Annotated in this window: 18 protein-coding genes; 13 read left to right on the forward strand and 5 right to left on the reverse strand. The window is 44.2% G+C overall.

Annotation, left to right across the window (positions count from 1 at the left end; genetic code table 11):
• Positions 1 to 48: 48 nt before the first annotated feature.
• Positions 49 to 693, forward strand: coding sequence for a hypothetical protein (locus tag VGD82_RS03520; protein ID WP_331019076.1), 645 nt, complete (start codon positions 49 to 51; stop codon positions 691 to 693).
• A gap of 138 nt (positions 694 to 831) precedes the next feature.
• On the opposite strand, the gene VGD82_RS03525 is transcribed toward VGD82_RS03520, so the two are convergent.
• Entirely contained in the window at positions 832 to 1,275 is a 444-nt protein-coding gene (locus VGD82_RS03525; RefSeq protein ID WP_331019077.1) for a hypothetical protein, read from the reverse strand.
• A 181-nt stretch (positions 1,276 to 1,456) separates the two neighbouring features.
• Between VGD82_RS03525 and VGD82_RS03530 the strand changes: the two genes are divergently transcribed.
• The 4 genes from VGD82_RS03530 to VGD82_RS03545 all read left to right on the forward strand — a co-directional run bounded on the left by VGD82_RS03530 (position 1,457) and on the right by VGD82_RS03545 (position 3,652).
• A complete protein-coding gene (locus VGD82_RS03530) occupies positions 1,457 to 1,615 on the forward strand; it encodes a DUF3309 family protein (RefSeq protein ID WP_331019078.1) in 159 nt (52 codons plus the stop codon).
• 2 nt (positions 1,616 to 1,617) lie between these two features.
• Positions 1,618 to 2,952, forward strand: a complete 1,335-nt coding sequence (locus VGD82_RS03535) for a sorbosone dehydrogenase family protein (protein WP_331019079.1) — start codon at positions 1,618 to 1,620, stop codon at positions 2,950 to 2,952.
• Positions 2,953 to 3,092: 140 nt separating this feature from the next.
• A complete protein-coding gene (locus VGD82_RS03540) occupies positions 3,093 to 3,245 on the forward strand; it encodes an entericidin A/B family lipoprotein (RefSeq protein ID WP_331019080.1) in 153 nt (50 codons plus the stop codon).
• A gap of 221 nt (positions 3,246 to 3,466) precedes the next feature.
• The gene (locus VGD82_RS03545; RefSeq protein ID WP_331019081.1) at positions 3,467 to 3,652 is read left to right on the forward strand and encodes a hypothetical protein; all 186 of its coding nucleotides are present in this window, start codon (positions 3,467 to 3,469) and stop codon (positions 3,650 to 3,652) included.
• 128 nt (positions 3,653 to 3,780) lie between these two features.
• Here VGD82_RS03545 and VGD82_RS03550 read toward each other — a convergent pair whose 3' ends face one another.
• On the reverse strand, positions 3,781 to 4,569 hold the full coding sequence (locus tag VGD82_RS03550; protein ID WP_331019082.1) for a hypothetical protein: 789 nt from the start codon (positions 4,567 to 4,569) through the stop codon (positions 3,781 to 3,783).
• A gap of 142 nt (positions 4,570 to 4,711) precedes the next feature.
• Positions 4,712 to 6,121, reverse strand: a complete 1,410-nt coding sequence (gene cls / locus VGD82_RS03555) for a cardiolipin synthase (RefSeq protein ID WP_331019083.1) — start codon at positions 6,119 to 6,121, stop codon at positions 4,712 to 4,714.
• A 381-nt stretch (positions 6,122 to 6,502) separates the two neighbouring features.
• Between cls and VGD82_RS03560 the strand changes: the two genes are divergently transcribed.
• The 4 genes from VGD82_RS03560 to VGD82_RS03575 all read left to right on the forward strand — a co-directional run bounded on the left by VGD82_RS03560 (position 6,503) and on the right by VGD82_RS03575 (position 8,728).
• A complete protein-coding gene (locus tag VGD82_RS03560) occupies positions 6,503 to 7,603 on the forward strand; it encodes a hypothetical protein (RefSeq protein WP_331019084.1) in 1,101 nt (366 codons plus the stop codon).
• Between the two features lie 280 nt (positions 7,604 to 7,883).
• Positions 7,884 to 8,225, forward strand: coding sequence for a BON domain-containing protein (locus VGD82_RS03565; RefSeq protein ID WP_331019085.1), 342 nt, complete (start codon positions 7,884 to 7,886; stop codon positions 8,223 to 8,225).
• A 30-nt stretch (positions 8,226 to 8,255) separates the two neighbouring features.
• Positions 8,256 to 8,402 carry a lmo0937 family membrane protein gene (locus VGD82_RS03570; RefSeq protein WP_331019086.1) on the forward strand — a complete coding sequence of 49 codons (147 nt, stop codon included), beginning with the start codon at positions 8,256 to 8,258 and terminating at the stop codon, positions 8,400 to 8,402.
• 113 nt (positions 8,403 to 8,515) lie between these two features.
• Positions 8,516 to 8,728: a hypothetical protein gene (locus tag VGD82_RS03575; RefSeq protein WP_331019087.1), complete on the forward strand. Its 213-nt coding sequence runs from the start codon at positions 8,516 to 8,518 to the stop codon at positions 8,726 to 8,728.
• A gap of 88 nt (positions 8,729 to 8,816) precedes the next feature.
• Here VGD82_RS03575 and VGD82_RS03580 read toward each other — a convergent pair whose 3' ends face one another.
• On the reverse strand, positions 8,817 to 9,371 hold the full coding sequence (locus VGD82_RS03580) for a hypothetical protein (protein WP_331019088.1): 555 nt from the start codon (positions 9,369 to 9,371) through the stop codon (positions 8,817 to 8,819).
• Positions 9,372 to 9,670: 299 nt separating this feature from the next.
• Positions 9,671 to 10,183 carry a hypothetical protein gene (locus tag VGD82_RS03585; RefSeq protein ID WP_331019089.1) on the reverse strand — a complete coding sequence of 171 codons (513 nt, stop codon included), beginning with the start codon at positions 10,181 to 10,183 and terminating at the stop codon, positions 9,671 to 9,673.
• A 298-nt stretch (positions 10,184 to 10,481) separates the two neighbouring features.
• Between VGD82_RS03585 and VGD82_RS03590 the strand changes: the two genes are divergently transcribed.
• The 4 genes from VGD82_RS03590 (at position 10,482) to VGD82_RS03605 (ending at position 23,218) form a co-directional block, all read left to right on the forward strand.
• On the forward strand, positions 10,482 to 11,474 hold the full coding sequence (locus VGD82_RS03590) for a hypothetical protein (RefSeq protein WP_331019090.1): 993 nt from the start codon (positions 10,482 to 10,484) through the stop codon (positions 11,472 to 11,474).
• 180 nt (positions 11,475 to 11,654) lie between these two features.
• On the forward strand, positions 11,655 to 12,143 hold the full coding sequence (locus VGD82_RS03595; protein ID WP_331019091.1) for a hemerythrin domain-containing protein: 489 nt from the start codon (positions 11,655 to 11,657) through the stop codon (positions 12,141 to 12,143).
• 51 nt (positions 12,144 to 12,194) lie between these two features.
• Entirely contained in the window at positions 12,195 to 14,288 is a 2,094-nt protein-coding gene (locus VGD82_RS03600) for a catalase (protein WP_331019092.1), read from the forward strand.
• 320 nt (positions 14,289 to 14,608) lie between these two features.
• Positions 14,609 to 23,218 carry a GH36-type glycosyl hydrolase domain-containing protein gene (locus tag VGD82_RS03605; protein ID WP_414684456.1) on the forward strand — a complete coding sequence of 2,870 codons (8,610 nt, stop codon included), beginning with the start codon at positions 14,609 to 14,611 and terminating at the stop codon, positions 23,216 to 23,218.
• Positions 23,219 to 23,338: the final 120 nt, after the last annotated feature.

Below are 23,338 nucleotides of genomic sequence, written 5' to 3' on the forward strand. Positions count from 1 at the left end.
AACATAGAAATAATGAATTAAACATGATGTTAACAACAGGAAATCAACGTGAAAAAATTTAAATTAAGTATATTAGCAATCACTATCACGCTCGCATTCAATATGAATGCAAGTGCAGAATCAATGTCAAAAAATCAATATGAAGCAACAGTAAAAAAAATTAATGCTGAGCATAAAGCAGCAAAATTATCTTGTGATGCTTTCTCCGGTAATGCAAACGATATATGTATGGCCGAAGCTAAGGGTAAAAGTAATGTAGCTGAAGCCAATCTTGAGGCAACTTATCAACCTTCTGCTGATAATAGATATAAAGCACATGTTGCTAAAGCCGATGCAGACTATGCCCTAGCTGAACAAAAGTGTGATGACAAAGCTGGTAATAATAAGGATGTTTGCTTAAAAGAGGCCAAGGCAGTTAATACGCGCTTAATATCAGACGCTAAACTAGAAAAACAGAGCAGAAAAGCAAATGCTGAGGCCAATGAGAAATCAATGGATGCTAAAGATGAGGCAATTCTTATCACTAATGATGCTAATGCAGACGCAATGGAAACAAAGTCAGATGCTCGTAAAGACGCCGCTATGCAAAAGCGTGATGCTGATTATGCTGTAGCTAAAGAAAAGTGTGACGTACTTGCAGGTTCGGCAAAAGACAAATGTATAGATACAGCTAAAATTAAATTTGGTTTATAGTTAGTTCGCATTAAAAAACCAGCCATCAATCGATGGCTGGTTTTTGTTATGGAGTTAGCATTAAATTGATAAACGCGGATTAACCATCAACATAACGATACAAAATAGCGGTAAATGGTAAGTCAAACTGCTATTTAGCTATTGATTGGTGCCAGTTGAAGTGCCGTTAATTGGTGCATCTTGTTTAGTAATGTCTACACTGCCGTTTTGACTTTCACCGCTAGTCGTGCCAATAGGTTTGTTGTTCATTGAGTTTTTATAACTTATACCACCATTTTTCTGCTTCATTTTGTCGTACATTTTTTCATGGTATAAAATATATTCATCTTTGGACACAAGGCCATTGCTATCGGTATCCATTGCTTTCATTTCTTTGTCGCTGTGGCTCATAGTGCCGTTTCTTTTTAGGCTCTTATTCGTTGCTTTTTTATCAATTCTTTTATCTTGTTCTTTAATTTGTGGCGATTCAGATGATCCTATTGCGCTGCCATCATCCGTGTTTTCAACTGTGGTTGCAGCAATAACAGAAAATGCGCTTACACACATTACTGTTGCTAATGTACTTACGATAAATTTATTCATATAACTTCTCCTAATTATCAATATAAGTTGTTTTAACTTATTGTCATGATTGATTATTTTATTTAGTTGTTTGCTAAACGTCTGTGCGTTGGCATACTGAACTATATTTTTAATAGGCTTAGAGTTTTCTGAGTAAAACGGCGTCATCCAGTATCCGTTTAAACTACTTAAGGAGATTGTCATGAGCATAGGAACAATATTGTTGATTGTTTTAGTTTTAATGTTGGTAGGCGCACTGCCAAACTGGGGTCACAGTAGAAATTGGGGGTATGGGCCAAGCGGTGGTCTGGGGCTGATTGTGTTAGTGCTTATCATATTGGTGCTTATGGGGAAAATATAATTTTGAATAATAAAAAAGTAAAAAGCGTAAGTAGCAATCTCTTCATTATTGCTGCATTTTTAACGGTGACGGCGTGTGGTGAGGTTGCTCGTTTGCCTATTTCTGCCGGCATGGGCCCCAACCCCTCGTTACCTGCACCTAATCAAACCATCTTTCCTACGGTTAATATTGCGCCAGCAATAGGGTGGCCTAGTGGTGCTACGCCAGTAGCTACCAACGGCACAAAGGTCAATGCATTTGCTACTGGGTTAGATCATCCACGATGGTTATATGTATTACCCAATGGTGATGTGCTGGTTGCAGAAACGAATGGCCCCAAAAAGTCAGATAGTGAGTTTAGTATCAAAGGCTGGATAACCGGCTTGGTTATGAGTCGCGCAGGGGCTGGCGTAGCTAGTGCTAACCGCATCACATTGCTGCGTGATCTCAATCACGACGGTATAGCAGATATGAGGTTGCCATTTATCGAGGGGCTAAATTCACCGTTTGGCATGGCTCTGGTTGGTAGTCATTTGTACATCGCTAATACCGACTCAGTGATGCGGTTTTCATATAAAAGTGGTGATAAATCGATTACCTTGCCTGGCGTTAAAGTACTTGATTTACCAGCAGGGGCTATTAATTATCACTGGACTAAGAATTTAATCGCAAGTACAGATGCTACAAAGCTATATATAACAGTAGGCTCTAACAGTAACGTGGCAGAAGTTGGCATGGCAGCAGAATTTGAGCGTGCAGCCATTTGGGAGCTGGATCTAAAATCGGGAAGTCATCGCATTTATGCCTCTGGCTTACGTAACCCTAATGGTTTAGCTTGGGATAAGCCATCAGGCAAGTTGTTTACCGTGGTCAATGAGCGTGATGCAATCGGCAGTGATCTTGTGCCAGACTACCTAACATCAGTTCAATATGGCGGATTTTATGGTTGGCCCTATAGTTATTATGGTCAACATGTTGATCAGCGCGTACAGCCGCAAGCACCTGAATTAGTAGCTAAGTCGATTGCTCCTGATTATGCACTGGGTTCACACACAGGTTCTTTGGGTTTAGTGTCATCGGACGGCACATCCCTGCCAACTCAGTTTTCACATGGTATGTTTATTGGCCAGCATGGGTCATGGAATAGAAAACCCCATAGTGGTTACAAGGTGATATTTGTTGCAATGGACAACGGTAAACCAGCAGGGTTGCCAGTAGATATATTGACAGGCTTCTTAAGCAAGAGCGGCCAAGCTTATGGTCGGCCAGTTGGCGTGGCCTTGGATAAAAATGGCGCGCTATTAGTTGCAGACGATGTTGGTAACACGGTATGGAGAGTTTCTAAGCTTCAAAATTAATCAGTTTGATCTATATGCCACTACACAGCTAATTGTGTGCTGGCGCACAGATTAACTAAGGTGGTGAGTGCATCATTGAACAAGATAACACGTTGGTGTCTGTTCATTGGGCACGCTTCTTAAATGATAGGAGACTCATCATGATTAAAAGACTATTCGTACTAGTGCTCACCACACTGTTTTTCACAGCGATTGCTTCTGCACTAACTGCTTGCAACACAGTTGAAGGTGCCGGCAAGGATATCGAAAAGGGCGGTAAAGCAATTAAAGACGAAGCAAGCGAACATAACTAATATCTCGCTGGCACTGAACAAGCTACGCCTGTTTAACTCTCAAGCTCACGTTATCAATTGCTATCAGTGCAGATTCTAAATCCTCTTCCGTCTTGTTGATGTGCTGTGCTAGCTGTCAACCTTACTAGGCATGGCTTCTATTATTTCTCATTTCAATAGCGCAGCTGGCGTAGGTGTTGTCAGGCTTGCAATGTGTTAATAGTTTTCTAGAAGGAGTTAAGATGAAAAAATTATTGTTAGTTTTAAGTATAGTTTCGATTATCTTGAGCGGATGCTTTGTCAGGGCTCAACATGATGAAGGTTATCACCGCGGTCAGCATCACGATAAAAACCACGGTCACGATCATGACAGAGATGATGATCGAAGGGATGGTAGGGGTGACGGAAAGCATGATGGCAAATATTAAGAGGTAAGGCTTTAAAGCAATAATGCTAGCTACTTATAGTGGTTAGCTAAGCATTGTTACCTTAAGTAACAGCATAAATACTATACCGACCATCATTCCCGATAGCTCAGCCTAATAAGTAATTGTTCTCATTGAATTACCTGCTGACGTCGGTACTCCCTACGTTTCATTGTCAGGTAGTCATCTCTTGCAACCTCTTGTAGCTGAATGGCATATTGGTCAGTAGAGCTATACCAGTGCTGTAAACGCTGCTCCAATACGTCCTGATGCGGCGTATTTAACTCAGCAAGGTAAGCATCAATTGCTAAGTAGTAGCGCATAGTATTCCGTTCCACAATGCCACGTATCCCCTGAATAAACTTAGGCTTTCCATCCGCGGTTTTTCCTGTAATAGTGAATCCCACTTTATTTCTGCCTGCTGTTGCTAAATAACCTTGCATCGCTAGATTGCCACTTAAACCAAAGCCATAAGCATAATTAAAATGCAAGAAAGTACGCCCACCTTTGACTGGTATGGCTTCCAGCAAGATTTGATAATCACGCGTGCTAAATGGTCCATGCTCAGCATTGAGCTCAATAGCAAAGTGATTGGGTGTTGTAGTGACTTCCTGATAGTTGAACGACACTCGATAAGCATCAGCTAATAACTGATCATCCTTTTTACCGATATTGACACTCAGTATTGTGCTGTCTTGATTAATCTCAGCATGGCAGTATTTGATATTAATGTGCAGTATCAGTACATCACACCAATGTGCAGGGTTGTTTAGTGCCTGGCTCACAGTAGCAAAAGGATAATTGACCACGGCAAATATTTCACCTTTTAGATTATCCGATGACTCCATAGAACTCATATAGAGAGGGCGTTTAAACTGGTTGTTATTAAGCTGTTTGCTTAGCTCATTATACTTTGCCACTAATTCAAGGTTGGAGGTGTCTGATTGGGCAGCGTAAGCATTTTCAGTCGCAAAACATAGGCAAAAAATCACTAAAACAGATATACAACGTGTATTTTTACCATTCAAAGTATGATTTAAAATTATCATCTAATTAAAGTGATTACAGCCAGCGAGCCCATAGTCGAGCAGCTCTTTCTTTGATGCGGGCGCTGAGTGTGCGTTTTCTCCATGCTTCAAGTGTAATTTGTTTGGATGACTCCAAATCTTTGTCAAACAACACCTGCATCTGTGTACCAAAATCCTGACCCAATATAACGGCATTGATTTCTTGATTATTGACGAAGCTACGCCAGTCTAGATTGGTTGAACCTATGGTTGACCATACACCATCTATGACTGCGGTTTTTGCATGCAGTAGTGCATCCTGCCTTTCAAAAATCTTAATGTCGGCACTTAATAATTCATCGTAATAAGAGCGCGATGCATTGAGTACTAAGAAAGAGTCGGTCTTTTCTGGTAATAATAGTTTCACATCAACCCCGCGTTTTACTGCGTTTTTCAATGCGTCTAGCATTTGCGGATCTGGGACAAAATAAGCATTCGTCAGAAAAATATTAGTTTCTGCGCTATTGATTGCTGAGAGCAGGGTGGAGAATATTAAGCTATATGACTCCTCTGGTGAGCTGCCGATGGCTCGCACGACATCATTGCCTTGCGGGCTAAGCTCTGGAAAATAGTGCTTAATCTCTAATGGAGAACCTTGTTGTAGATACCAGGTAGCTAAAAATAATTTCTGAAACTCATCCGCAATCGGCCCTGCAATCCGTAAATGAGTATCGCGCCATGGTTGTTTGTCTTTATCAGGTTTTGATTTGCCGAATGAGCCACTACCATGAGAGCCTCTGGAATACACACTACTGATATTGATGCCGCCTACAAATGCAGTCTGGCCATCTACAATTAAAAGCTTGCGATGATCACGCTGGGTGACTTGCCATGTTTTGCGTGTATTAAGCGGGTTCACCGGGTTAAATTCCAACACCTTGCCGCCACTTTCTATTAAAGGCGTAAAGAATGATGCTGGCGTATTTAATGAGCCTACACTATCGTAAATAAGGTTGACCTGTACGCCACTGCGCTGCTTTTTGACTAACAACTCTATAAAACGCTGTCCTACTTCATCATTTTCAATAATGAATGTCTCCATATTGATATGATCTTTTGCAGCTTCTATTGCCGCGAACATGGCGTTATAAGTGGTTGGCCCATCAATCAGTAGCTCTACCTTGTTGCCAACAACTAAAGGGCTGCCAACAATCTCAGCTTCCAGTGCCAGATGTTTATCGAAGATATTGGTATCGTCACCATCTTTTTTGAGCTTAGTGAGAATCGCTTTACTCTGCTTGGGAGATAAGGCGCCATGGGCACCTTCAAACTGTACTGCCCGTGATGTCCGTAAAGACATGTCCGGCACCATGGTAGGTATTGAACTACAGCCAACAACTAATGTGAGTAAAAGTGCAACCGCAACTTGCGCAACGCGTTGGAGAATGATTTTTTTTGTGTCCATAAGTATCTCTTGTCGATAGCCATTTCTCAGTCACTTGAAAGAAATACGAAAGTTGGAAGGACGCCCAATTTATAGGGTGGATTTAGACGATGTCAGTTGTAAAGAGCAATTACTCTATTAGTCGAGTAAAAGTAACATATTGGCTAGTGATTATCTGTGCGCTAGCTAACTTATATGCACGTTGGTATTCAAACTGTAACTTAATATTGATATTGGATTAATCTGTCATTTAAGTGCTGATGCAGCGGTATTTTATTTTTATGTATGCTGCTCAGATAAGAACATTTAGCGTAATGTCATACTCTAAATAAGAGCCAGTATCACACTCTATGCTATGACCATAAATTGTGTGTCTAAGTTTTATAAACCGGGAGGTACAAGATGTATAAAATTCGCTATGTACTGCTTGTTGTAGCTATGTTGCTGTGTCCTGTGACTCTTGTTTCTGCGCAAGTTAGCGTCAGGGTTAATCTATCGGTGTTCCCTGAGCTTGTTGTGGTAGCCGGTTACCCGGTTTATTACGCACCTCGACTCGATGCCAATTACTTTTTTTATGACGGTTTGTATTGGATTTACCAAGATGATGACTGGTACACCAGCTCTTGGTACAACGGCCCTTGGTGGCTGGTTTACCCTGAAGACGTACCGGTATTTATTTTGCGAATCCCTGTACGCTATTATCGCCAGCCACCAATGTATTTTTACGGATGGCGACGCGATGCACCGCCACGTTGGGGGGATCACTGGGGACATGATTGGGATCAGCATAGAAGAGGTTGGGATAGATGGGATCGGCGTTTTGTTCCACCAGCTGCGCCACCGCCGGTCTATCAGCGCCAATACTCTGGTGATCGCTATCCAAAACAAGTGGAGCAACAGTATGAGCTACATCAGAAATATTACCGTTACCACCCGCAAGACCCAATAGTTAAGCAACGCTATCAGAAACAACTGTTACCGAGAGCGCCAAATCAGCAACCGGGGCAGGGCGCACCTGAAGATAGAGGTTTCAGGCGGCAGGACAATCAGCGTTATGAATCACCACAAAGACGAGACGAAGATATATTAATGCCACCTCCAGCAAGCCAGCAACAAGGGCGGCCGGAAAGTCAGGAGCAAAGGCGAAAACAGCATCAGCAAATCCAACGACATCAGAACCAACAACAACCTAGCTCGGACGAACGTACTCGGCAATTACAGATGTATCCTCCTCCACAGGATGTGCCTGCTAATACACGTTCACAGCGCCCACGAAATGAAGAGATGAATGTTGATAGGTCAACCATGCCGCCTGCACCTGAGGAACGCATAGAGACTAATCATCGTAGGCAGCAGTCAGAGCAATGGATAGATCAAAGAGAGCAGGGTAGGACAAGGCCGCAGCCTAATGAGCAACGACGGTATGGCAACAGTGCAAATGAAGCTGAGCCACGGGGCCAGGAGCATAGAAAAGGGCCGTCTGGTGGTTATCGCAACGAGTGACTCTATCCTACTGTGATTTGTGAGTGCTGCTGGTTAGTTTTGTATAGCTATGTAGGTGACAAGTCAATCTGTGTGCATTAACTACCATGCTATTTATTAATCTAGCTAAGTAAGCCCTATTTACGGGATATGTTTTAAAAAAATATCGGCGATGTGTTCGACACCGCACATAGTCTTTCTCCAATGGCAGATATGATGAGCTTAGAAGTGGAAGAACATTAAGTGTTATAGCTTAAAGCTACCTGTCACTGAAATTGTTAAATTAATAAGGAGAAAACCTATGAAAGTACTTACAAAAATTTCCACCATTGTTATGGTTGGGCTACTAGCCGCAGCATCTGGATGTGCCTCAACAAGCCACAATAAAGATACATCAACCCCTAAGCATGAGAGCACCGGTGAGTACCTAGATGACACTGTTATTACCACTAAGGTAAAAGCAGCAGTTTTGAATGAACCTTCCTTGAAATCTGCCGAAATAAACGTCGAAACCTACAAGGGTGTGGTGCAGTTAAGTGGATTTGTTAATTCGGCCGAAGATATTGATAAAGCAATAGAAGTGGCACGTGGCGTTAAAGGTGTTGCATCTGTTAAAAACGATATGCGACTTAAAGCTAAATAGTCAATTGGTAGTTTGATAAGGAGAACTTAAGTGCTTGAAACCATTGCAATAATATTGCTCATTCTTTGGGTGCTTGGCCTAGTTTCATCGTACACCATGGGCGGCCTCATTCACATTCTGTTAATAGTTGCCATTGTTGTGATATTAATACGTGTAATTCAAGGTCGCGGTCTCTAATAAGTCAGGTAATATGTAGCTAAGACGTTTAGTAAAGCAGTTTCAATATTTATACGCTGCTTTATTTAACGTTGCCTTAAGCTAAGCAAGTGATCCTTAAAGGAGAGTGTCGAGTGAACGCAATCAAAGTATTAGCAATTGTATTAATTGTTACTGGTGCCCTTGGTTTGGCGTACGGGAGTTTTACCTACACCAAGGAAACTCATGAGGCTAAGATAGGGCCGATTGAGCTTTCTATCAAAGATAAGGAAACTGTAAACATCCCAGTTTGGCTAGGGGTGATATCAATAGTGGCCGGCGCAGCGCTTTTATTCACACGCAAGTAGTTAAAAAATCATATTTAAGTTGGCGATATCAATGCGCTGAATATTCAGCACTTGCACTATAAAAGCCTGGTTCATGTAACTGCGTTTATCAATGATGGTGCAGGCCTGAGTGTTCAAGCGCTTTTGTTGCGCTGCTGGTGTCTTTGTAGCTGCCTACTGCATCTTGTATGACTTGATGCGCCAATTTAGTTTCAGCTTGCGTAGTAGTTTCTGCAACCAAGACAACTTGGTCATTGGCGATCGCATCTCTAATCATGTCAGAGAACTTACCGCCTTTATCATCGGCAGGAACTTTAAAGCCTATGGTCGTTCCAGCCAATGCACCTAAACTAGCGCCCCAGCCGAGTAATGCCAGTGGCGCTATTAATGGGCTAGCAACAAACAAGGTTACATTTGCGGCAACCAATGCTACTTCAACTAGCACGCCAATCCCTGTACCGACACCAGCGCCTATTGCACCATCCACCAAAATGTCTTTAAGTACTTCATTACTTTCTGCCTCCATTTTTGAGGTAGATGCATCTACATGACTTTTGAAAATCTTTAATCTATCTGGGGGGAACTTATCAGCAAGTAACACTAAAAGGGTGCTTTCAGCATCTTCTTTAGAGGCAAAAAATCCAGACACATAATGACGTTTCATGTTGATTTTCCTTGATTTAAGCTAATAGATTGACAGCGTTCAACGTGAGTATGGTTAATGGCATAAAGTCACGTTCCAAATCTGTTAGCTATTCTTAATATGAACATGATATTCATCATGATGGCTTCTATCGGTTCGTTAACTAACATAATGTTGATAAAGTGTTGTAGGTAGCAGCGAAGGTATTGGTGTCTGCCACTAAGATTATTTGCAACTCAAGCTACGTTAATCAGAAGCCACAACGAAAAAAAGCCCACTGAGTTAAAGCGGGCTTTTTTTAATAAGATGTACCAAATGCGTTATGACTTGATTTGGTTTCCATCCTGATTTTTCCAGTCATTCTCAAGGCGATACGTGTCCTCATCTGACTTAGATTTAACACCGATGAGAATGCCGCCTTGATTAATCCCTTGCTCATATTCTTTCAACCTATCTTCAGGGATGCCCCAGCCAATAAGTGCGCCTACGATACCTGCAGTTACACCGCCAGCACCAGCGCCTGCAACAGCAGCTGCGAGTGGACCGGCAATGACTAACCCTAAACCAGGTAACACCAATGACGTACCTACAGCCGCGATTGCTGCGGCTATCGCACCCGCTGTACTGCCAACCGCACCACCAATTGCTGCTCCTTCCGCAGCTTTATTACCCACTTCAGTCTCTAATGTTGCATATTTCCCATAATATTTTTCGCGTGTTTCATCAGACATTACTACATCAATTTCATTGGCATTGTAACCAGATGCAGATAGTGATTTATATGCATTTTCTGCACTGTTTCGATCTTTAAACAACCCCGTGACTAAGCTCATGTTATTTCCTTTGTAAACATAATTTATTAATTACAAATGAGGAATCATATAAAACTAACTATTTAATTCGCTCTTAAATTTGTAGGCCAAACAATAAGTTTTTTATTAACACAGAGTCGGTGCGTTACCACACTAACTGAACATAAGTATCAGGCTAAGGTTGTCTCATCATTATTTAAATTACTTTATAAGCCAGATGTAAAAAACGTAGATTAATTTAACTTAATGTACGCCATCAAACAGAACCTCATATGCATGAGTGCAATACTCACCACTCATAAAACTGTGGAGCTTTATCATGGCGCTTTCTAATGTATCCAGTACCGCTAACTTATCCAATACAGAAGAATTAACTCGTACGCATGTTTTGCCCGAAGCTGGCTTTAACTCTATACACAAAAATACCAGTGCAATATCGTGGGCTGCGATATTGGCAGGTGCTGTTGCAGCCGCTACTTTATCCTTAATACTTTTGCTACTAGGCACTGGCTTAGGCTTGTCATCCGTTTCACCCTGGGCTAACAAAGGGGTTAGTGCATCCACATTTGGAGTATCTACCATTGTTTGGATAACAGTTACCCAAATTATCGCATCAGGCATGGGTGGGTATCTGGCTGGCAGGCTACGCATCAGGTGGGCAGGGGTGGATACGGATGAAGTTTATTTCCGCGATACTGCACACGGATTTCTATCTTGGGCAGTTGCTACCTTAGTAACCGCAGTGATGCTGGCGTCAGTTGTAAGCTCTATTGTGCGTGGCGGAGTTCAGGCCGCAGCTACAGTAACTGGCAGCGCTGCAACTGCAGCTGTAGCCGCTGGTAGTGAGGTGGTTAAGACTGACAATCCCAACGGTTCTGCGACTGGTGTCATGGGATATTTTGCTGATGCACTGTTTAGAAAAAATGTAGATATGGCTGATGCAGGCTCTACAGGTGGCAACGTCGTAGCAAGCGATGACACTTTAGCCGCTACATCTGAAGTGGCGCGCATCTTTGTGAACTCATTTGATATGCCATCATTACCAGCAAGTGATCTGGCGTATATAAGCCAATTGGTATCAAGCCGTACTGGTTTGACTGAGCAGGAAGCAGAAAAACGCGTGACTGATATTTATGCCAGCATGCAGGCCAAGGTGCGCAATGCAGAAATAGCAGCCAAACAAGCCGCCGAAAAAGCACGTAAAGCTTCTATTTACACCACATTATGGTTATTTGTTTCACTGCTTATGGGGGCGTTTTCTGCGAGTTTATCTGCTACTTGTGGCGGCCGTTGTCGCGACGGTTGTGCCTAGCTTAAACGCTACACACTTTTATTCAGTTCATTCATTCTGGAGATCATCATGCGTTCATTACTACTGTTCTTTCTCGGCATTCCTATTCCAATCATTATCCTGATAGCTTTGTTCGTACATTAGACGCTTTGCATGCCGCCTGTTATTCCATATTAAGCACTCACAAAAAGGAAATACCACATGACTACTACAGCAACTAAAACGCCCCAGTCTGCCACACCGCCAAAAGCGCAGGATGCCACAGCATTGCTGCGAGCTGACCATAAATTGGTGGATGGACTGTTTTACGATTATGAGCAGGCTTCAACAAAGGCCATGAAGAAAAAACTCGTGAGCCAGATCTGCATGGAGCTTAGTGTACATTCGCAGGTGGAAGAAGAGATATTTTACCCAGCGGTTAAACAGGCATTGAAAGATCATGAAATGATTCCAGAGGCTACCGTGGAACATGAAACTTTGAAATCACTGATGGCGCAAGTAGAAGGCGTAGAGCCAGATGGTGAAATGTTCGATGCAAAAATAAAAGTACTCGCCGAGTATGTGAAACATCACGTTAAAGAAGAGCAAGAGGAAATGTTTACCAAGGCCAAAGCTAGCAAACTCAATTTGATGGAGTTAGGTGACAAGATGGCTGCTCGCAAACACGTGTTGATGGCTGAGCGAGCTTAATCTCTACTCGCTGGCAATTACCTTATTTGATAATTTTTTAGGAAGCACTATATGAGCAATGACCGGTTAATCAATAGCAAAGATGGTGCTTCATTGGATGATAATACCGAGATAGGACAAGGTGGTGAGTTACATCAGCTTGCCGATGGTGAGCATGCATCAATTACGACGAATCAGGGCCTGCCAATCTCCGATAACCAGAACTCGCTAAAAGCGAATCCGCTCGGCCCAGTATTACTGGAGGATTTTATCCTCCGCGAAAAAATCACGCATTTTGACCATGAGCGTATTCCAGAGCGCATAGTGCACGCACGCGGTACAGGTGTGCATGGTTATTTTGAGTTGACGCATTCCTTGCAGCAATACACCACTGCCAAAATCCTCACCGAAGTAGGCGAGAGTACACCGCTATTTACCCGCATCTCAACGGTTGCCGGTGGCTCAGGTTCTGTGGATACACCACGTGACGTACGCGGCTTTGCCACTAAGTTTTACACCAAGGAAGGCAATTGGGATTTGGTTGGTAACAACATTCCAGTGTTCTTTATACAAGATGCCATCAAGTTTCCCGATCTGGTGCACGCCGTCAAAATGGAGCCTGATCGTGGTTTTCCGCAATCGGCTACCGCCCATGATACGTTTTGGGATTTCATTTCACTCACACCAGAGTCTATGCATATGGTGATGTGGATCATGTCGGATCGCACGATTCCACGTTCGCTGCGCATGATCGAAGGCTTTGGCGTGCATAGCTTTCGGCTGATTAATGAAAGCGGCGATTCAACTTTTGTGAAATTCCATTGGCGCCCTAAACTTGGACTGCAATCCATGATATGGGATGAAGCGGTGAAAGCTGCGGGTGCTGACCAAGATTTTATGCGCCGTGATATGTTTGAGGCAATTGAGGCTGGTAATTTTCCAGAATGGGATTTAGCGGTTCAGCTCTTTACAGCAGAAGAGGCTGATCAATTTCCATTCGATCACCTTGATGCAACCAAGCTGATCCCGGAAGAGCTAGTTCCATTGCAAGTGATTGGTCGTATGGTGCTAAACCGTTGGCCGAATAATTTCTTTGCAGAAACCGAACAGGTGGCTTTTTGCCCATCTCACGTAGTGCCCGGTATCGATTTCTCCAACGACCCATTACTACAAGGGCGCTTGTTTTCTTACCTGGATACACAGCTTTCACGATTAGGCTCACCTAATTTTCATCAGATCCCAATTAACGCGCCTAAATGTCCATTTGCAAATCATCAGCGCGATGGACATATGCAGATGGAGCAGCCTGCTGGCAGAGTTTCTTATGAGCCTAACTCCTTATCAGAAGCTTCCCCACGTGAGACACCCCAGGGATTTCGTAGCGCTGCCGTCAACGAGACTGGCGTTAAAGGCCGCATCAGGGCCGAGAGTTTCGCAGACCATTACAGCCAGGCACGACAATTCTTTGTTAGCCAAACCAGTTATGAGCAGGCACATATCGCCTCAGCATTAGTGTTCGAATTATCTAAAGTGGAGCATTTGCATATTAGAGAAGCCATGGTTGGTCATATGCGACATATTTCACAAGACCTTGCAAGTCGGGTAGTAAAAGGTTTAGGTATTAATGGTCTGCCTGCTGCGCCTGAAACCACCACGGTCCTGCGGGAAATGCCGCCATCACCAGCGCTGCAGGTCATTGGTAAGATGAAAAATACGCTTGCAGGTCGTTCAATCGGGATTTTAATTGCAGACGGGTCAGACGCCGCCGTTATCAACAGCTTTAAAAAGGCTGTGATTGAGGCCGGCGCTGGTGTGAAATTAATCGCACCTAAGATCGGTGACGCCAAACTAAGCGATGGCTCAATGCTTAAAGTAGATGGGCAACTGGCCGGTACACCGTCGGTAATATTTGACGCAGTTGCCGTTATTCTTTCGAGTGAGGGTGCAAAAAAATTATCTTCTGAAGCGGCTGCAATCGACTTTATTCGCGATGCTTTCGGCCATTTGAAAGCAATTGCTGCGGATAAGGGTGGGGATGTGTTGTTGAAAATATCTAATATTGGAAATGATGCAGGTGTAGTAGAGGCAGTAAAAACAGAGGCATTTATTGCAGCTGCAAAAACACGTCAATGGGATAGGGAAAAATCGATACGTAGCTTATCGTGATGATGGTTTTAATGATGCAATGTGATTTGCATCTCTTGACTCCAAGCTATTGACGGTCACAGCTTGTGATAGTGATTAGTTGTCATTTTTTTGCAATGCCGATATTTAATTAAGTACGCTACTGCACATACTTTTAACTTAGCCTCAATTATGGTGGTAGGTAGTTGGATGTCGCCATTGATATACCTCATTTCTCCACATCATGAGAAAAAGCACTGATTTTTAATCGTGGTCGATCCTAAACCCAATGTCAGCCTTTTGGTTAGGGGAATATTATCGTCATCAAAGAGTTAATCACTTCTGTGCGTAGCGCTATTACCATGCAGTACGATAAAAACACAGAGCTATTGCGATCAGAGTTGTTTAGTATTGAGCAGCTTAAGCATCATGCGGTAATGATGGCGAGACAGCATAAGATTGATGCTCACCCCGGGCCAGACAAGCTACTGCCAAGGCTAGCTGATAATGAGCGGGTTTTGCTAACTGCATATGATATCGTGACAGCAGCAGCCATACCTGGCCAGCGTGTTGTATCAGCAGAGGTTTGGCTTCTAGATAATTTTTACCTGATTGAGCAACAGATTGATTTGGCACGTCGGCATTTGCCGCTTGGCTACAGTCGTCAATTACCACGTTTAGTGGACGGCTCATCTGCTGGATTTCCACGTATCTATGATCTGGCGTTGGCATTAATCTCTCATATGGATGGGCGTATTGATAACGACAATGTCACCCATATTATTGAGGCTTACCAAACGGTTGAGTCACTTAAAATGGGGGAGATTTGGGCGTTCCCCATTATGCTGCAGCTGGCATTGCTGGAAAACTTACGACGGATTGGATTGCGTATCGTGAGCCGTCGCGAAGAGCTTGATACCGCAATCACTTGGGCTGACCGTATGTTAGAAACGGTTGAAAAAGAACCCAATAAGCTTATTTTGCTACTTGCCGAATTTGCAAACTCAGATGTACCGCTAACCGCATCTTTTGTAGAGGAGTTTTACACTAGGCTTCAAGCGCATGGCGCTGCCATGGTGCTTGTTCAAACTTGGGTTGAGCAAAAGTTGTTGGAGCAAGGCGTCACAGCTACCCAACTTACTGAGGTGGCTGGACGCACCGCCGCAGCTAGTCAGATATCCATCGCCAATAGTATTGGTAGTTTGCGTTTTATTGGCGCGATGGATTGGCGAACCTATGTGGAGTCTTTGAGTGCAGTAGAACATGCGCTTGCTGACGACCCAGCAGGGATGCATGCTTTGCAAGACTTTGCTACGCGAGATCGCTATCGGCATGTGATAGAGGAGGTGGCGCGAGATAGTGCTTGCAGTGAGCTAGCGGTTGCTCGTGAAGCAATCGCCTTGGCACAAAATGCAGCAAACGTGGTAGGCACAGATGAGAGGACTGCACATGTAGGCTACTACCTGATTGAACATGGACGGCATCAGCTAGAGCGTATTGTTGGTAAAAAGGTTTCATGGCAAACGTATGTAAGAAGAGTGTGTCGTCATATTTCTTTGCCGCTTTATCTCACACCAATTATTTTACTCACCGTGCTGCCTGCATGGATGGTGCTTTCAAGTTTTTCAGAGTTGGCTATCGATGGTTGGCGATACTGGCTGCTTATATTGCCGCTGTTGATTAGCACCTCGGCACTGGCTATTTCATTAGTTAACATGGCTGCTACGTATCTTTTGCCACCAAGGTCCTTACCTAGGTTAGATTTTTCATCTGGTATACCAGACTCCAGCCGCACCATGGTGGTTGTGCCTACGCAACTAAGTAGCCAACAAGAGATTGATCGCCTGATTGAAGCATTAGAAATTCGCTATCTTGGCAATAGTGATCCCAATTTGTTTTTTGCATTACTGACAGACTATTATGACGCGGCTGAATGCACCTTAAATTCTGATACGCCCTTGCTAAGCCATGTCACTAAGGCGATTAAAGCGCTTAATGATACTTATCAATATGATAGACCTTGTATCTTTTATCTGTTTCATCGACCACGCCTTTGGAACCCACATGAGCAGGTATGGATGGGCTATGAGCGCAAGCGCGGTAAGCTTGAGGAGTTGAATGCAAGGTTGCGCGGCGGTGCGCTAAGTGCATTTTCAGATATTGTAGGGGATACCTCAATATTTGCATCTATCCAGTACGTTATTACCTTAGACACCGATACGCAATTGCCCCGTGACACAGCAAAGAAACTGATTGGCAATATTGCACACCCGCTTAACCGCCCAGTCTATAACGCCGAAAAAGGGCGCATCGTTGAAGGGTATGCCATATTGCAACCACGTGCTTCTATAAGCTTAGTGAGTGCAGATCAATCTTGGTTTACTAAATTGTTTGCAGGTGAATCCAGTGTTGATCCTTACACACGTGAAGTGTCTGATGTTTATCAGGATATTTTTGGTGAGGGGTCGTTTATCGGTAAAGGCATCTACGATGTAGATGCATTTCGTTTAGCGGTAGATGGCAGGTTTCCAGAAAATCTTATTCTTAGTCACGACTTGCTTGAAAGCGGATATGCACGTTCAGCGCTGGTTAGTGATATAGACTTGATAGAGGAGCATCCGGCTAGTTATGTGATAGACATTAGCCGCCGTCATCGCTGGATACGTGGAGACTGGCAATTAGCTGGTTGGTTACTGCCTAGTGTACCTGGACCCAAAGCTGCGAATGTTGTTAAATCCAAACGCTGCCATAATCAGCTCACCGCTTTGCTGGTGTGGAAGATTTTCGATAACTTGAGACGTAGCCTCGTGTCTCCATCATTATTGGCATTACTATTGTTTGGATGGTTGTCTGGCGTGGGGCCGGCGTCGGGGTGGACACTGTTAGTAGTCGGTCTGGTGTTGATTCCACCTTTATTGGCTACGCTAATTGAAATTATGCGTAAGCCTGAATCAACAGATTGGCTGACCCATTGGATATTAACTGGTAAGTCTGCGGTGAGGCCACTGCTGCTTTCAATGTTGACTTTAGCTTTGCTACCTTATGATGCAATGATTTGTCTCGATGCGATTTTACGCTCAGGGGTGAGAATGCTATTTACTCGTCGAGGCCTGTTGATTTGGCATCTGGGTTCATACGCCAAAAGAAATGCACGGCATACCCTATCAGACTTTTTTGTAGAAATGTGGATTGCGCCTACCTTGGCGCTATTGCTAGCTCTAATGTTGTTGATTAAATTGAATGGTAATCAAACAACGGAGTTATTGATCTACTCACCGTTACTTGTGATGTGGCTACTAGCGCCGGTGATAGGGTGGTGGATAAGTAAGCCGTTAGCGCATCAGGAGCAGCACCTCAATAAAACCCAGCGCAAATTTATTAGGCTATCAGCACGCCGTACGTGGCGATATTTCTCCCAGTTTGTTAGTGCAGAGCATCATTGGTTGCCGCCTGATAACTTTCAGGAATATCCATTATCTGCAGTTGCATCTCGCACCTCGCCAACCAATATAGGTATGTCCTTGCTGGCAAATCTGGCAGCCTATGATTTCGGCTACATCACTACTGGAGCGTTGTTACAACTTACCTCTCAAACACTGACTACGCTACAAGGCCTGGAGCGCTATCGTGGGCACTTTTACAATTGGTATGACACACAAACCTTGCAGCCACTGCATCCTCAATATGTCTCTTCGGTTGATAGCGGCAATTTAGCAGGCAGTTTGCTTACCCTACAAGCTGGATTAGAGGATCTTAAATACCAGCCAGTATTATCAAACAATGTATTTCAGGGCTTACTTGATACTTTTCATGTGTTTACTGAGCATAGCTTTGTATCTCCATCATCGCTGATGGCAAAGCAAATTGTGCTGATAGATGACACCTTAAATTCTGCGCTAATCGATGCAAGCTTACCGCACAATTTATACTCAATGAGCAAGCTGGTAAATGATTTGGCAGATATGAGTGCCATACTGCTCTCTTACTTACCAGCGGATATTAATCCTAGAGGGTCCAGTCACTATTGGGCTGAATCTTTTCATCAGCAATGTCAGGAGTTGAGAACAGAGATTGCATTGTTGACCTATAAACAAGGAAATTTTAGTAACATTCCTAGCTTGATGCAGCTATCTAATGATGATGCTTTTTCTGCAGTATCTTCGATGGCGTTAGAGCGCATTAGCATGATCAATACGCTATTGACGTCTTGCCGTGAACTGGCGGTGATGGATTTTGAGTTTCTTTACGATACTTCTCGAGATTTGCTAAGTATTGGGTTTGATGTCGGTGAGCGTCGCCGCGACCCATCTTGTTATGATTTGCTTGCATCTGAAGCGAGGTTGGCCAGTTTTTTGCTCATTGCAGAAGGCAAAGTGCCGCAAAAACACTGGTTCTCACTTGGGCGATTGCTCACCAGTCATGGCGGTGATTTGAGTCTTATTTCGTGGAGTGGATCTATGTTTGAGTACCTGATGCCTAGGCTACTGATGCAAGATTACGAAAATACCTTGTTAGGGCAAACCTGCAAAACTGTGGTGTTGCGTCAAATTGAATATGGTCGCCAACGTGCTGTGCCTTGGGGTATTTCAGAGTCAGGATATAACACGACAGATGCTAGCCAGATTTATCAATACCGTGCATTTGGCATACCTGGGTTAGGATTTAAACGTGGGCTGGGCGATGACCTTGTTATTGCACCCTATGCAAGTGCACTGGCGCTGATGGTGATGCCTGAAGAGGCTTGTCGTAACTTACAAGCACTAGCTAGTGCCGGCTTTCTTGGTGATTATGGTTTTTTTGAGGCAGTTGATTACACACCGTCGCGCCTACCCAGAGGTAAACCCCATGCGGTGGTACGGTCATTCATGGCGCATCATCAAGGTATGAGTTTGTTAGCCTATGGTCATGTCATACATAACAAGCCTATGCAAAGGCGCTTTATGTCATCCCCTTCAGTTAAGGCAACTGAGCTGTTGCTACAGGAAAGAGTGCCTAAGCGCGGTGCTACCTTGCACCCCCACGTGGCAGAAGTGACAGCCGCTGCAAAGCCACCTGCATCAGAAACGCCAAGTATTATGCGCGTGTTTACTAACCCAAATACGGCTATCCCAGAAGTGCATTTGTTATCTAACGGGCGATATCATGTAATGGCAAGTAATGCGGGAGGAGGGTATAGCCGCTGGCATGATATCTCCGTCACCCGCTGGCGTGAAGATGCCACCAGCGACAGTAGCGGTACATTTATTTACTTACGTGATTCAGATAGTAGGCGTTATTGGTCCAGTGCGTATCAACCTACATTAGCTAAGCCAGATCACTACGAGGCTATTTTTGTGCAGGGGCGCGCTGAGTACCGTCGTCGCGATGATGCTATTGAAACGCATACCGAGATTGCTGTCTCCCCTGAAGATGATATTGAAATACGGCGTTTGACGCTGACTAATCTTTCCGCAAGAACCCGACACATTGAAGTAACCAGTTATGCCGAAGTTGTATTGGCAGCATTAAGTAGTGATATTTCTCACCGTGCATTTAGCAATTTGTTCGTGCAAACCGAAATTTTAGCAGAGCGACACGCGATTCTCTGTTCTAGGCGTCGCCGCACACCAGAGGAGCATGTGCCATGGATGTTTCACTTGTTAGCGGCGCCTGATGTTGCGGCAGAAGCGTCATCTTATGAAACTGACCGTGCTCAATTTATTGGCCGCTGCCGCACGTTAACCAACCCACTAGCGCTAGATAATAGTAGCGCTATGCTATCCAACACATCCGGTTCAGTGCTAGATCCTATTGTCTCTATTCGACGAGGCGTTGAACTGTTAACTGATGCTTCTGCAACGGTACATTTTATTACCGGTGTTGCTGATACACGAGAGCAGGCATTGGCGCTGCTTAGCAAATATTGTGACAGACATTTTATTGAGCGAGCCTTTGAGATGGCTTGGTTTCATAGCCAAGGTGTATTACGCAATATCAATGCTACTGAAGCAGATGCGCAAGTATACGGTCGCTTAGCTGGTTCAGTTGTTTATGGTAATGCGGTACGTCGCGCAGCGCCCAGTATTATTGCTCGTAATCGGCTTGGTCAAACTGGCCTGTGGCGTTTCAGTGTGTCAGGAGATTTACCCATTGTTTTACTATGTATCGGTGACCTAGACCGCATTGATTTGGTAAAACAGGTGTTGCAGGCACATGCGTATTGGAAGGTTAAAGGGTTAACTGTTGATTTAGTAATTATTAATGAAGATTTTTCTGGATATAGGGCTGTACTGCAAGATCAGATATTAGGGCTTATTAATGCGGGAGTTGAAGCAAAAACCACAAATAAACCAGGAGGTGTATTTGTTAGGCGTATTGAGGAGTTGTCAGAAGACGAGAGGGTGCTGTTTCTTACGGTAGCGCGTATCGTGTTTACCGATACTACCGAAACTTTAGTCGAGCAAGTAGAGCGCAGGGTGTTGGCAGAGCGATTACCAGATCGCTTCGATGTTCAGATTCAAACATACAGCGAGCAGCTGCATTTACTACCGGCACCAGCGCTTAAATTTAACAATGGTGTAGGAGGTTTTACCGCAGATGGGCGAGAATATGTGATTACCTTAGCATCAGGTGAAAGCACGCCAGCCCCATGGGTTAATGTCATTGCTAGCCCTCATATTGGTACAGTTATCAGCGAAAGCGGGAGTGCATATACATGGGTGGATAATGCACATGAGTTTCGATTAACCACTTGGCATAACGACCCAGTCAGCGACCCGTGCGCTGAAGCATTTTACATTCGTGATGAAGAAACTGGAGCGTTCTGGTCACCCACTCCGTTACCAGCAGGCGGTAAGAATAGCTATATTTGTCGTCATGGCTTTGGTTATAGTGTTTTTGAGCATATTGAATTTGGTATTTCCTCCGCATTACATACCTATGTTGCCATGGATGCGCCAGTAAAGTTTGTGGTAATTAAGCTTAAAAATTATACAAACAAACCGCGAAAAATATCTTTGACGGGCTACTGGGAGTTGGTGCTAGGTGAATGGCGGCACGCTAATTTAATGCATATAGTCACTGAGGTTGATCGCCATAGTGGTGCGCTATTTGCGCGAAACGCTTACGGTAGAGAGTGTGGAAAGCGCGTGTTTTTTGCCAAGGTCAGCGGCAATAACCCGTCCATTAGTGGTAGCCGTACCGCATTTATTGGTCGCAATGGTACGTTAAAAAATCCTGCTGCAATGTACCGCAAACGTTTATCTGGCATCACCGGTGCTAGTTTTGATCCATGTGCTGTATTGCAGACGCAGATGGAGCTATCCCCAGGCCAAGAGCATGAAATTGTGTTTATGTTGGGTGCTGCAGCTAATAGCGATGAAGCCAGAGATCTTGTTCATAAATTTAGTGATCCTGCCGGTGCTAGAGCAGCACTAGAAGCAGTATGGACATACTGGAGCAAGACATTGGGAGCTGTACAGGTAGAAACCCCAGACCCTGCATTAGACATAATGGCAAACGGCTGGCTACTCTATCAAACAATTTCTTGCCGTTTGTGGGGGCGTAGTGGCTATTATCAGTCTGGTGGCGCTTTTGGGTTCCGTGATCAATTACAAGACACAATGGCGCTCATTCACAGCGCACCAACGCTTGCTCGCAAGCAAATCATGCGCTGTGCTGCACGTCAGTTTCCGCAAGGAGATGTGCAGCACTGGTGGCACCCACCGCATGGGCAAGGCGTAAGAACGCATTTCTCTGATGATTATCTGTGGTTAGCCTATGCTACCTGCCGTTATGTCAAAACTACTGGTGATACAGGGGTGCTTGATGAGCAAGTACATTTCTTAGAAGGCCGTGAGTTAAAGCCAGAAGAAGAAGCTTACTACGATCAGCCACAACGCTCCAGTGAAGTAGCAACCGTTTACGAACATTGCGTACGTGCGATTAAACACGCCTTACGTTTCGGCCCCAATCAATTGCCACTGATGGGTTGTGGTGATTGGAATGACGGCATGAATTTGGTCGGCCGCGACGGAAAAGGCGAGAGCGTATGGCTTGCATGGTTTCTGTATGAGAACTTACAACTGTTCTCTAGCCTGGCACGACGCCGTGGCGATGCTGGTTTTGCAGATATTTGCACGGGCCAGGCATGGCAGCTACGTAGCAATATAGAAGCTAATGCTTGGGATGGTGCATGGTACAGACGTGCCTATTTTGATGATGGCACGCCATTAGGCTCATCTCAAAATGATGAATGTAGAATAGACTCTATTAGCCAAAGTTGGGCAATAATTTCTAGCGGTGGCGATCCAGACCGTGCCCGTTTAGCCATGCAGGCTGTAGGTAAGCAGCTAGTTAAGCATGATTGGCAGTTAGTGCAACTGCTGGATCCACCATTTAATCAGTCAAAACTTGAGCCAGGCTATATCAAGGGCTATGTGCCAGGGGTTCGTGAGAACGGTGGGCAATACACGCATGCCGCAATATGGGCGAGCATGGCGTATGGCATGATGGGTGACAGCGCGCGTGCTTGGGAGTTGTATTCAATGCTTAACCCTATCAATCATGCTAGAAACGCTAGTGAGATAGCTCGTTATAAAGTTGAGCCTTATGTGATTGCTGCAGATATTTATGCAGCACAACCTCACACAGGTAGAGGAGGCTGGACTTGGTATACCGGTGCGGCAGGATGGATGTATCGGCTTAGCCTGGAAACGCTACTTGGGCTGCAATTTGAGGTAGATCATTTGCGTATTTCACCTTGTGTTCCAGCAGATTGGAGCTCATACAAAATTAACTATCGTTATCACGACACTCTGTATCACATTGCCATGCATAGAATCATGACCGATATGGAGCAAGTTGCTGAAGTGAGAGTAGATGGCGTTAGGGTGCAAGCAGATTCAACAGAGCCTTCAGGCGCATTACAAAACAGGGTTCCGTTGTTTAATGACTATCAAGAACATTATGTGGATGTTTATTTTAAGAGCTAAGAATTTAAGTAATAAGACCAGAGTGTCATTGAGTATTTCTATAAATGACTAATGATGAATCATGACAATCCTTATGCATATAGGCGCTGCTATTGAGGATATGCTTATAGTGTGCAATAG

Origin of the sequence: Methylotenera sp. (genome assembly GCF_036401095.1) — a bacterium.
Taxonomy (GTDB): domain Bacteria; phylum Pseudomonadota; class Gammaproteobacteria; order Burkholderiales; family Methylophilaceae; genus Methylotenera.

Excerpts from the sequence above, each read along its gene's own strand:
- VGD82_RS03595 (WP_331019091.1), top strand. The coding sequence starts at position 11,655 with ATGACTACTACAGCAACTAAAACGCCCCAGTCTGCCACACCGCCAAAA.
- VGD82_RS03605 (WP_414684456.1), top strand. The coding sequence starts at position 14,609 with ATGCAGTACGATAAAAACACAGAGCTATTGCGATCAGAGTTGTTTAGT.
- VGD82_RS03545 (WP_331019081.1), top strand. The coding sequence starts at position 3,467 with ATGAAAAAATTATTGTTAGTTTTAAGTATAGTTTCGATTATCTTGAGC.
- VGD82_RS03565 (WP_331019085.1), top strand. The coding sequence starts at position 7,884 with ATGAAAGTACTTACAAAAATTTCCACCATTGTTATGGTTGGGCTACTA.
- VGD82_RS03590 (WP_331019090.1), top strand. The coding sequence starts at position 10,482 with ATGGCGCTTTCTAATGTATCCAGTACCGCTAACTTATCCAATACAGAA.
- VGD82_RS03530 (WP_331019078.1), top strand. The coding sequence starts at position 1,457 with ATGAGCATAGGAACAATATTGTTGATTGTTTTAGTTTTAATGTTGGTA.
- VGD82_RS03540 (WP_331019080.1), top strand. The coding sequence starts at position 3,093 with ATGATTAAAAGACTATTCGTACTAGTGCTCACCACACTGTTTTTCACA.
- cls (WP_331019083.1), bottom strand. The coding sequence starts at position 6,121 with ATGGACACAAAAAAAATCATTCTCCAACGCGTTGCGCAAGTTGCGGTT.
- VGD82_RS03580 (WP_331019088.1), bottom strand. The coding sequence starts at position 9,371 with ATGAAACGTCATTATGTGTCTGGATTTTTTGCCTCTAAAGAAGATGCT.
- VGD82_RS03525 (WP_331019077.1), bottom strand. The coding sequence starts at position 1,275 with ATGAATAAATTTATCGTAAGTACATTAGCAACAGTAATGTGTGTAAGC.
- VGD82_RS03600 (WP_331019092.1), top strand. The coding sequence starts at position 12,195 with ATGAGCAATGACCGGTTAATCAATAGCAAAGATGGTGCTTCATTGGAT.
- VGD82_RS03585 (WP_331019089.1), bottom strand. The coding sequence starts at position 10,183 with ATGAGCTTAGTCACGGGGTTGTTTAAAGATCGAAACAGTGCAGAAAAT.
- VGD82_RS03560 (WP_331019084.1), top strand. The coding sequence starts at position 6,503 with ATGTATAAAATTCGCTATGTACTGCTTGTTGTAGCTATGTTGCTGTGT.